Origin of the sequence: Paraburkholderia sp. RCC_158 (assembly GCF_041355255.1) — a bacterium.
In the GTDB taxonomy this organism is placed as follows: Bacteria; Pseudomonadota; Gammaproteobacteria; order Burkholderiales; family Burkholderiaceae; genus Paraburkholderia; species Paraburkholderia graminis.
In genome coordinates this window covers 199,648-209,802 of sequence record NZ_JBFUPM010000013.1, presented here as the reverse complement: position 1 = coordinate 209,802, position 10,155 = coordinate 199,648, and the positions used below count along the sequence as shown (strand labels likewise).

Sequence of the window (10,155 nt, the reverse complement as noted above, 5' to 3'; positions counted from 1 at the left end):
CACTTCGTTCGCTGTGGTCAACTCACGATGGGACTTGCACCCACAAGATTGCGCCCATGCTGGGCGCACAAAGAAAAAACCCCGCTGAGGAAGCGGGGTTTTGCTGGCTTTGCGCTACGGGCCGATCAGAACGGAATATCGTCATCCATCTCATCGAACCCACCGCCGGCCGGCGCGCTCGGACGGCTGGAACCACCACCGCCGCCGCCAGCACCAGCGCCACCGCCGCTGCCGCCACGCGAACCGCCGCCCGACATCGCACGGCCGCCGCCACCGCCACCACCGCTGCGCTCCGACGGCTCGCCGCGGCTATAGCCGCCTTCATCGCCGCCGCCCATCGAGCCGCCGCGGCCGCCGAGCATTTGCATCTGCTCGGCGACGATTTCCGTCGAGTAACGGTCGGTGCCGTCCTGCGCCTGCCACTTGCGGGTGCGAATACGTCCTTCCAGATAGACCGACGAGCCTTTCTTCAAATATTCGGACACGATCTCCGCGAGGCGGCCGAAGAACGACACGCGATGCCATTCGGTGGCTTCCTTCATCTCGCCGGATGCCTTGTCCTTGTACCGATCCGTCGTGGCAAGGCGGATATTCGCCACTGCGTCGCCGCTCGGAAGATAACGGACTTCCGGATCGGCTCCGAGATTGCCGACGAGAATGACCTTGTTCACGGATGCCATGAGTTTCTCCTGTTGATTCCATGTCGGGCGGCGCGGCAATTCGCGGTTCGCGTCTCATGGCCTGCGGGCCGTGGATCGGAATGCGCCTCTGCCCGCCGCCGGGTGAGTTCTGGGTGATGCCGGGATAGGCCCCGAATGTGCTGCGTGCGCCGCGAAATTCTTCAGGCCTTGCGCGGCGGCTGTTTCATCTTTGCGGCGATTATAAGCCAGCATAAGACGAGCCCCGAGCACGCAAAAAACACCGTGCTGGGGCCATCCACTTTCAACAGCCAGCCGCCGATCATGCCGCCCAACGCGAGACCGATGGACTGCGTCGTGTTGTACACGCCGGCAGCCGCGCCCTTGCGGTTGCCCGGCGCCAGTTTCGACACCAGCGAAGGCTGCGACGCCTCGAGAATATTGAAGCCGAGAAAGTACACAAAGAGGATGGCCGCCACACTCAGAATCGTATGCGGAGCGACGCCCAATAACAACTGTCCGAACAGGATAAGAGCGATCGCAGAGAGCAGCACGGTTTTCATCTGTCCGCGCTTTTCCGCGGCGATGATCGCCGGCACCATCATCACGAACGAGAGTCCCATGACGGGCAAATACACCTTCCAGTGCGACGCGACCGGCAGGCCGCCCGCTTCGAGAATGCGCGGCACCACGAGGAACAATGCCGTTTGAGTGGCGTGCAAAACGAGCACGCCGAAATTCAGGCGCAGCAGTTCGACGTTGTGCAGCACTTCGGCGAACGGCGCGCGCACATGCACGGGCTTCGGCGCATCGGGCACGACCCACAGCACGACGCCCACGGCCAGGATCGAAAACACGCCGACCAGCGTGAACAGCCCGCTCATGCCGACCCAATGAAAGACGATCGGCGCGCCGACAATCGCCACCGCGAACGACATGCCGATGCTGCCGCCGACCATCGCCATCGCCTTCGTGCGGTGCTCTTCCGCGGTGAGGTCGGCAATAAAAGCAATCACCGCCGACGACACCGCGCCCATGCCCTGAATCACCCGGCCGACGATGATCCACGTCATGTCGTGCGCGCCCGCCGCGACGAAGCTGCCGAGCGCGAAGATCAGGAGCCCCGTCGCGATGACCGGCTTGCGGCCCACCTTGTCGGAGACCCAGCCGTAGAAGATATACAGCATCGACTGCGTGACGCCGTACGCGCCGAGCGCGATGCCGACGAGCAGCACGTTGTCACCGCCGGGAATCGTCTTCGCGTAGATGGAGAACACCGGCATGATCATGAAGAGACCGAGCATGCGCAGCGCGAAGATGGCGGCAAGCGACACGGTCGCGCGCAGTTCAGGCGCGCTCATGCGTGAAGATGTGGCGGACGGATTGGACATCGGAAGCGTTCTTTGAATGAGCTGGTCGCGGACCGGGCAGCACGGCCGGACGGCTTTCCCGGGAGACGCCTTGCACTGACGGAAAACGGCCCCAGTTAGATTTTTGCCGCAGCGCCTGGCCGCAGTCTTACAGCACGCCTAAGGCCTTGTTGAGGCCGTCAGGAAGCCGTAACGGCGGCCTTGAAAAGTCGTTATAGTAGCAGGTTTAGCCTCTTCCTCTTTCCGCAGTTCATGGAATAAATCCGTGGAACAAATCCGTATTCGTGGGGCTCGCACCCACAACCTGAAGAACGTCAATCTCGACCTACCACGTCACAAGCTCGTCGTTATTACCGGTCTTTCCGGCTCGGGGAAATCGTCGCTCGCGTTCGACACGCTCTACGCGGAAGGACAGCGGCGCTACGTCGAAAGCCTGTCGGCCTACGCGCGTCAATTCCTGCAATTGATGGAAAAGCCCGATGTCGATCTGATCGAGGGCCTGTCGCCGGCCATCTCGATCGAGCAGAAGGCTACCTCGCATAACCCGCGTTCGACGGTCGGCACCGTCACCGAGATTCACGACTACCTGCGGCTATTGTTCGCACGCGTCGGCACGCCCTATTGCCCGGACCACGAAATCCCGCTCGAGGCGCAAAGCGTGTCGCAAATGGTCGACGCGGCGCTCGCGTTGCCCGACGAAACGAAGCTGATGATCCTCGCGCCGGTCGTGGCCGACCGCAAGGGCGAGCACGTCGAACTGTTCGAGGAAATGCAGGCGCAGGGCTTCATCCGTTTCCGTGTGCGCTCGGGCGGCGGCACGGCCAACGAAGGCGCCGCGAAGATCTACGACGTCGACTCGCTGCCGAAGCTGAAGAAGAACGACAAGCACACCATCGACGTGGTCGTGGACCGCCTGAAGGTGCGTCCCGACATGAAGCAGCGTCTCGCGGAATCGTTCGAAACCGCGCTGCGTCTCGCCGACGGCCGCGCGATCGCGCTCGAAATGGACACGGACAAGCAGCATCTGTTCAGTTCCAAGTTCGCGTGCCCGATCTGCTCGTATTCGCTTCAGGAACTGGAGCCGCGGCTCTTCTCGTTCAACAATCCGATGGGCGCGTGCCCCGAATGCGACGGCCTCGGCCAGATTACTTTCTTCGATCCGAAGCGGGTGGTCGCGCATCCGTCGCTGTCGCTCGCGGCGGGCGCGGTGAAGGGCTGGGACCGGCGCAACCAGTTCTACTTCCAGATGCTGCAAAGCCTCGCGGCGTTCTACGATTTCGACATCGACACCGCCGTCGAAGACCTGCCGGAAAAGGTCCGCAAGATCCTGCTGTTCGGCTCGGGCAAGCAGGAAATTCCGTTCTCGTACATCAACGAGCGCGGGCGCGCGTCGGTCCGCGAGCACGTGTTCGAAGGCATCATTCCGAATCTCGAACGGCGTTACCGCGAAACGGATTCAGCCGCGGTGCGCGAGGAACTCGCCAAGTACCAGAACAATCAGCCCTGCCCCGCGTGCGCGGGCACGCGGCTGCGCCGCGAAGCGCGCTTCGTGCGGATCGGCGCGGACGGCGACGCGCGCGGCATCTACGAAATCAGCGGCTGGCCGTTGCGCGATGCGCTCGGCTACTTCCAGACGCTGCGCCTCGAAGGCTCGAAGCGCGAGATCGCCGACAAGGTCATCAAGGAAATCGTCGCGCGGCTCATGTTCCTGAACAACGTCGGGCTCGATTATCTGTCGCTCGAACGCAGCGCCGAAACGCTGTCGGGCGGCGAGGCGCAACGCATTCGCCTCGCGTCGCAGATCGGCTCCGGCCTTACCGGCGTGATGTACGTGCTCGACGAGCCGTCCATCGGACTGCATCAGCGCGACAACGACCGGCTGATCTCCACGCTCAAGCATCTGCGCGATCTGGGCAACTCGGTGATCGTGGTCGAGCACGACGAAGACATGATCCGCATGGCCGACTACGTGGTCGACATGGGTCCGGGCGCGGGCGAGCATGGCGGCATGGTGATCGCCGAGGGCACGCCCAAGCAGGTGCAGGCCAACGCGGCTTCGATGACGGGGCAGTACATGTCCGGCGCGCGCACCATCGAGTATCCGGACGAGCGCAAGGACCCGGACGAGCGGCATCTGCGCATCGTCGAGGCGCACGGCAACAATCTGCGGCACGTCACGCTCGATCTGCCGGTCGGGCTGCTGACGTGCGTGACCGGCGTATCCGGCTCGGGCAAATCCACGCTCATCAACGACACGCTGTATCAGGCGGTCGCGCATCACCTTTACGGGTCGTCCACGGAGCCCGCGCCGTACGAGTCGATCGAGGGACTGGAGCATTTCGACAAGGTGATCAACGTCGACCAGTCGCCGATCGGCCGCACGCCGCGCTCCAATCCGGCCACTTACACGGGCCTCTTCACGCCGATCCGCGAACTGTTCGCGGGCGTCCCCGCCGCCAAGGAGCGCGGCTACGACCCGGGGCGTTTCTCGTTCAACGTGAAGGGCGGGCGCTGCGAGTCCTGTCAGGGCGATGGCGTGCTGAAGGTCGAAATGCACTTTCTGCCGGACGTGTACGTGCCTTGCGACGTCTGCCACGGCAAGCGCTACAACCGCGAAACGCTCGACGTGCAGTACAAAGGCAAGAACATCAGCGAAGTGCTCGACATGACCGTCGAGCATGCGTACGAGTTCTTCAGGCCGGTGCCGGTCGTCGCGCGCAAGCTGAAAACCTTGCTCGACGTGGGCCTCGGCTATATCCGGCTGGGGCAGTCGGCGACCACGCTGTCGGGCGGCGAGGCGCAGCGCGTCAAACTATCTCTGGAACTGAGCAAGCGTGATACCGGTCGCACGCTATACATTCTCGACGAACCCACGACCGGGTTGCACTTTCATGACATTGCGCTGCTGCTGGAAGTTATTCATCGGTTACGCGACCAGGGTAATACCGTCGTGATCATCGAGCATAATCTCGATGTAATCAAAACTGCCGACTGGGTCATCGACATGGGTCCGGAAGGCGGCGCGGGCGGCGGCCAGATCATCGCGCAAGGCACGCCCGAGCAGATCGCGAAGTCCAAAGCAAGTTTTACCGGTAGATACCTGGCGCCTTTGCTGAAACGCGCGGCCAGTAAAAAGTAACGCTGCACAACACGGGTTGGAGACGGATAAGCCATGGCCAAGCGGAATCAGGCGAGCGAAGAAGGGCAAGTGCAGGACCTGCGCCCACGCCCGGTCAGGCTGACCAGCAATATGAGCCTGCCGAAACTCTCGGCGGTCGAGATCGGCAGCTATGTGCTGATGCTGTTCGGCATGTGGGCGGTGATCCAGCTCCGGCTGCTCGGCGCGCTGCTCGCCGGGCTGCTGGTGTTCCAGCTCGTGCATACCATCGCGCCGCGCATCGAGCGGCATATGTCGAGCGGGCGGGCGCGCTGGCTGGCGGTCGTGATTCTCTCGACGGTGATCGTCGGCGCGCTCACGGGCCTCACGCTCGGCGTCATCGAGCACTTCGAGAACGACGTGCCGAGCGTGCAGAAGCTGCTCGACCAGGCGATGCAACTGATCGATCAGGCGCGCGGCCGGATTCCGCAATTCATCGCGAGCTCTCTGCCGGTCGACACCGAGCAGATGAAAGCCAAGGCCGGCGAGCTGATGCAGACGCACGCGAACATGCTCCAGCAAAGCGGCAAGACGGCGGCGCGCGCGTTCACGCACATCCTGATCGGCATGATCATCGGCGCGATTATCGCGGTCAGCGCGCAGAAGCATATGCAGCGGCTGCCGCTGTCCACGGCGTTCGTCACGCGCGTGACGCGTTTCGCCGACGCGTTTCGCCGCATTGTTTTCGCGCAAGTGAAAATCTCCGCGATCAACGCGGTATTCACCGGCATCTTCCTGCTGGTCGTGCTGCCCATGTTTCACGACCAGTTGCCGCTGTCGAAAACGCTGGTGCTGATCACGTTCATCGTCGGCTTGCTGCCGGTCATCGGCAATCTGATTTCGAACACGATTATCGTGGCGGTCGCGCTGTCGGTCAGCTTTCCTGCCGCGGTCATGTCGCTCGCGTTTCTGATCCTGATCCACAAGCTCGAGTACTTCCTGAACGCGCGGATCGTCGGCGGACAGATCGAGGCGCGCGCGTGGGAACTGCTCGTGGCGATGCTGGTCATGGAAGCCGCGTTCGGTCTACCGGGCGTGGTCGCCGCCCCGATCTTCTATGCGTATATCAAGCGTGAGCTGATTTATCTGAGGCTGGTTTAGGTTCGTTGCGCGCCGCTCGGCTCGCAGGCAAGGAAAACGGCACCGCGGTGCCGTTTTTTTTTTCATCGTCAGAAGTCGATGCGCGCGTTCAGTGACAGCGTGCGCGGATCGCCCGGCGTCACGTAATCCGCGTACTGGTATTCCCAGTAACGGCGGTTGAGCAGGTTGTCGATGGCCGCGCGGAACGTCACGTCGTAGCCGCCTATTCGCGTCGCGTAGCTCGCGCCGAGGTTCACGAGCATATAGCCCGGCGCGTTCAGATTCGACGACGGCCGCACGTTCGTATTGCCCGTGAACTTGGCGTCCGCGCCGATGCGCAGACCCGGCACGTACGGCACCGAGTAAGTCGCATGACCGGCGACGACGAACTGCGGCGCACCCGCCACGCGATTGCCGTTGTTGGCCGCGCCGCGCTCGTACTTCGTATTGATCCACATGAGATCGCCGCCGACATTCCAGTGGCTGCCGAGACGCACGTCGCCGCCCATCTCGATGCCCTGGAAGATCGACTCGCCGTCCTGCGTGTAGACGTTCGCGCTGTTCGCGTAAGCCGCGCCGCGTTCGATGCGGAACAGCGCGGCCGTCGCGCTCCAGCGTCCCTGCTCCGTCTTGATGCCGACTTCGTACTGCTTGCTGCGCAACGGCTTGAGCAGCTCGCCGCGGTTTGCATACGTGTCGCCGACCACCGTGCCCGCTTCCAGTGACTCGACGTAGCTCGTGTAAAGCGTCGTGGTCGGCGCGAGCTTGAACATGACCGCGACGGTCGGCGTGACCACGCCGTTCTGGCTGTACGTCGACGTCGTGGCGCCGCTGGTCGAGTAGCCGTGCTGCTCGTAGTTCGTGTACCGCACACCGCCGAGCACCGACCAACGCTGCGTCAACTGGATGGTGTCGCTCGCGAACAGCGCCTTCTGCGTGATGTCGCTGTCGCGATACGTGTAGTAGTTCGACGCGCCGCCGAACGTATTCGTATTCGGCTGGTAGATGTTGCCCGTGCCGATCTGCCCGAAGAAGCTGTTCGCGCCGTAGTCGTTCGTCTGCCGCTGATACGCGGCGCCGAATACGAGTTGATGCTGCAGCGGTCCGGTCTTCACCTGGCCTTCCGCCGACACCTGCCACAAGCTCAACTGATGCCCTTCCTTGCCGGCGAAACGGCTGTCGGTGTAATCGCCCGCGCCGTTCAGCAGGTAGTACGTGCTTTCGTTGCGATCGCGCGAGCTCTTGCTGTAGCTGTAGCTCGCATTGAGCGTCCAGTTCTCGCCGAGGTTGTACTGAAGCCCCGCCGTGTACAGCTGCAGGTTCGTATTCAGATGCTGGTCGGGACCGGACAGGTCGCCGGTGCCGCCGCTGATCGTATGCGGGAGCGACGTGCCGGTGTATTGCGCCGTCGAAATCGAACCGGTGATGCCGGTGGAATGGCGCTCCTGATACAGCGCGCCGAAGGTGGCCTTGAGGTCGCGCGTGATGCGGGCGTCGAGCGCGACCGAAACCGAATCGCGCCGCACGTTGCCGTCGTTATAGGTTTTGCCTTCCTCGTGCGTCGCGTTCAGGCGATAGCCGAACATGCCGTTGGGGCCGACGCGGCCGCCGAGGTCCGCGTGCTCGGTCCAGACGCCGTCCGTGTAATAGCCGACGTCGACGCTGCGCACGGGCGTCGTCGAGACCGGCGGCTTCTTCGTCACGTAGTTGACGACGCCGCCCGGCGCGCCGAAGCCGTACATGAAGCCGGTCAGGCCTTTCAGCAACTCGACTTTTTCGAGCTGCTCGTACGGCATCGTGATGCCGTAGCTGTTGAACGGCATGCCGTCGATTTTGAAACCCGACTGCCAGTCGAGCTGCATGCCGCGCACCGTCAGATACGTGGCCCACGCGTTGTACGCGTTGCCGTTGTCGGACACGGAGGCGTCGGTGGCGAACACGTCGCCGAGTTTCGACGGCTGGCGATCCTGCAACTCCTCGCTCGTCACGACGGTCGTCGAAAACGGCGTATCGAGTTGCGAACGCGTGCCGAGCGCTCCGCTGCCGACGTCCTCTTTCAGATGCTGCGTGGTGTCCTGCGCCGCAGTGACTTTGACCGTCGGCAGCGCCTTGTCTTCGCTATCCGCCGATGCCGATGGCGACGCTGGTGTCGACGCCGGCGGCACTGACTGTGCGAGCGCCGCCTGAGTGGCCGTCAGCGCCAGGCACGCGGCCCAGTGCAATCGACGCTTCGTGCGCGTTTTCTGTGGACGCGCTTCCCCGTTATGTTTGTTCATTCCCTTTCCCGTCGTCGGTGATTCACTTAACGAATGAGAATCATTCCCATTACACGGGACGGGATGATGCCGAAAAACTATGCGGATTGTAAGCCCCTTCATGCGACATTTTGCCGCACTTGGCACGCGCGGACGGTGGGCCAAGCCTTATGCAGTGGGACTTCAACGGGTTTTGACGCGTCGCAGCAACTATCGCCTTAGCAAACCTTTCAGAGAACTTGCCGCCGACAACGTGCGTCGCTTAAGATGCGAACAATTCCCATTTACGCGCCGACTCTCGCAGTGACACGTCCCCCGGATTTTTTCTTGCTTTCGTTGGCCCGCTCATGAGGCGCCAGTTCGTTCGCCTGCATCGCTGGTTCGGCGTGGCCACGGCGCTGTTTCTGATCGTCGCGGGATTGACCGGCGCGGTGATCGCGTGGGATCACGAACTCGACGCCGCGCTCAACCCGTCCTTCTTCGAGGCGCGCACGCCAGGGCCGGCGTTGTCGGGGCTGGAACTGGCGCGGCGCGTCGAGGCCGCCGATCCGCGCGTGCAAGTGACGTATCTGCCGCTCGCGGCCGAGCCCGGTCATACGTTGCAGATGATGGTGCTTCCGCGCATCGAGCCGGCCACGCGAGCGCCGTACAAGCTGGACTTCAACCAGATCGCCGTCGATCCCGCCACCGGCGACGTGCAGGGGCGCCGCGAATGGGGCGCCTTTTCCCTGTCGCGCATCAACCTGATTCCGTTCATTTACAAGCTGCACTACACGCTGCATTTGCCGTTTACCGGCGGCGTCGATGTCGGCGTCTGGCTGATGGGCGTGGTCGGCATCGTCTGGCTGTTCGACAGCATCATTGCGCTCGGCCTGTCGTTTCCGAGTCTCAAGGCGTGGCGCAAGTCGCTCGCGTTCCGCTTCGGGCGCGGCGGCTATGCGCTCACATTCGACCTGCATCGCTCAGGCGGCGTGTGGATCTGGGGCCTGCTCATGATCGTCGCGCTGACGTCGGTGTCGATGAATCTCGCCGCACCCGTTGTGCGCCCCATCGTGTCGATGTTTTCGACGCTCACGCCGGACCCGATCAACAATCCCGAGATCGTCCGCGCGCCCAAGCCCGGCGACGGCGTGCTCAGTCGCGAGCGCATCGTGCAGCTCGCCGAAGAAGCCGGCAAGGCGCAGCACATCGCCGTGCCGCCGGGCGGCATCTACTACGCGGAGTTCCTGCACACCTACGGCGTCGGCTTCTACGAGACGGGCAACGATCACGGCGACATGGGCCTCGGCAACCCGTGGATGTACTGGGACGCGGCCACCGGCAAACTGCTCGGCAAGCAGATTCCCGGCAAGGGCACGGCCGGCGACATCTTCATGCAGGTTCAATTTCCGCTGCATTCGGGTCGTATTCTCGGTGTCGGCGGGCGGATACTGATTAGCGCGGTCGGGGTCGCAGTGGCCATGCTGAGCGCGACTGGATTGCTGATCTGGCTAAGGAAGCTGAATGCGCGCCGAGGGGCGGCGGTGAAGGCGAGGAAGGCTCAGAGCGTGGAGGAAACTCAGAGAGCGCCAGTCGCGCGCAACGCCGACCGGATGCCGGAGCGGTCACGAGAAGAAGTGGCGTCGGAATAAGGCGGCGGGAGGAGAGCAATTCAT

General features: G+C 63.2%; 6 protein-coding genes. 3 read left to right on the top strand and 3 right to left on the bottom strand.

The genetic code is table 11. The features are described from left to right. Positions 1–125: 125 nt before the first annotated feature. Both AB6809_RS24075 and AB6809_RS24070 read right to left on the bottom strand, forming a co-directional pair. The gene (locus AB6809_RS24075) at positions 126–680 is read right to left on the bottom strand and encodes a single-stranded DNA-binding protein (RefSeq protein ID WP_006048009.1); all 555 of its coding nucleotides are present in this window, start codon (positions 678–680) and stop codon (positions 126–128) included. A gap of 161 nt (positions 681–841) precedes the next feature. After that, positions 842–2,029, bottom strand: coding sequence for an MFS transporter (locus tag AB6809_RS24070; protein WP_029969720.1), 1,188 nt, complete (start codon positions 2,027–2,029; stop codon positions 842–844). A 244-nt stretch (positions 2,030–2,273) separates the two neighbouring features. Here AB6809_RS24070 and uvrA point away from each other — a divergent pair, with 244 nt between their 5' ends. Next, positions 2,274–5,147 carry an excinuclease ABC subunit UvrA gene (gene uvrA / locus AB6809_RS24065; RefSeq protein ID WP_006048011.1) on the top strand — a complete coding sequence of 958 codons (2,874 nt, stop codon included), beginning with the start codon at positions 2,274–2,276 and terminating at the stop codon, positions 5,145–5,147. A gap of 33 nt (positions 5,148–5,180) precedes the next feature. Continuing rightward, entirely contained in the window at positions 5,181–6,266 is a 1,086-nt protein-coding gene (locus AB6809_RS24060; protein ID WP_006048012.1) for an AI-2E family transporter, read from the top strand. A 68-nt stretch (positions 6,267–6,334) separates the two neighbouring features. On the opposite strand, the gene AB6809_RS24055 is transcribed toward AB6809_RS24060, so the two are convergent. After that, positions 6,335–8,521: a TonB-dependent siderophore receptor gene (locus AB6809_RS24055; protein WP_029969715.1), complete on the bottom strand. Its 2,187-nt coding sequence runs from the start codon at positions 8,519–8,521 to the stop codon at positions 6,335–6,337. A gap of 326 nt (positions 8,522–8,847) precedes the next feature. Here AB6809_RS24055 and AB6809_RS24050 point away from each other — a divergent pair, with 326 nt between their 5' ends. Further along, positions 8,848–10,131, top strand: a complete 1,284-nt coding sequence (locus tag AB6809_RS24050; RefSeq protein ID WP_171800062.1) for a PepSY domain-containing protein — start codon at positions 8,848–8,850, stop codon at positions 10,129–10,131. Positions 10,132–10,155: the final 24 nt, after the last annotated feature.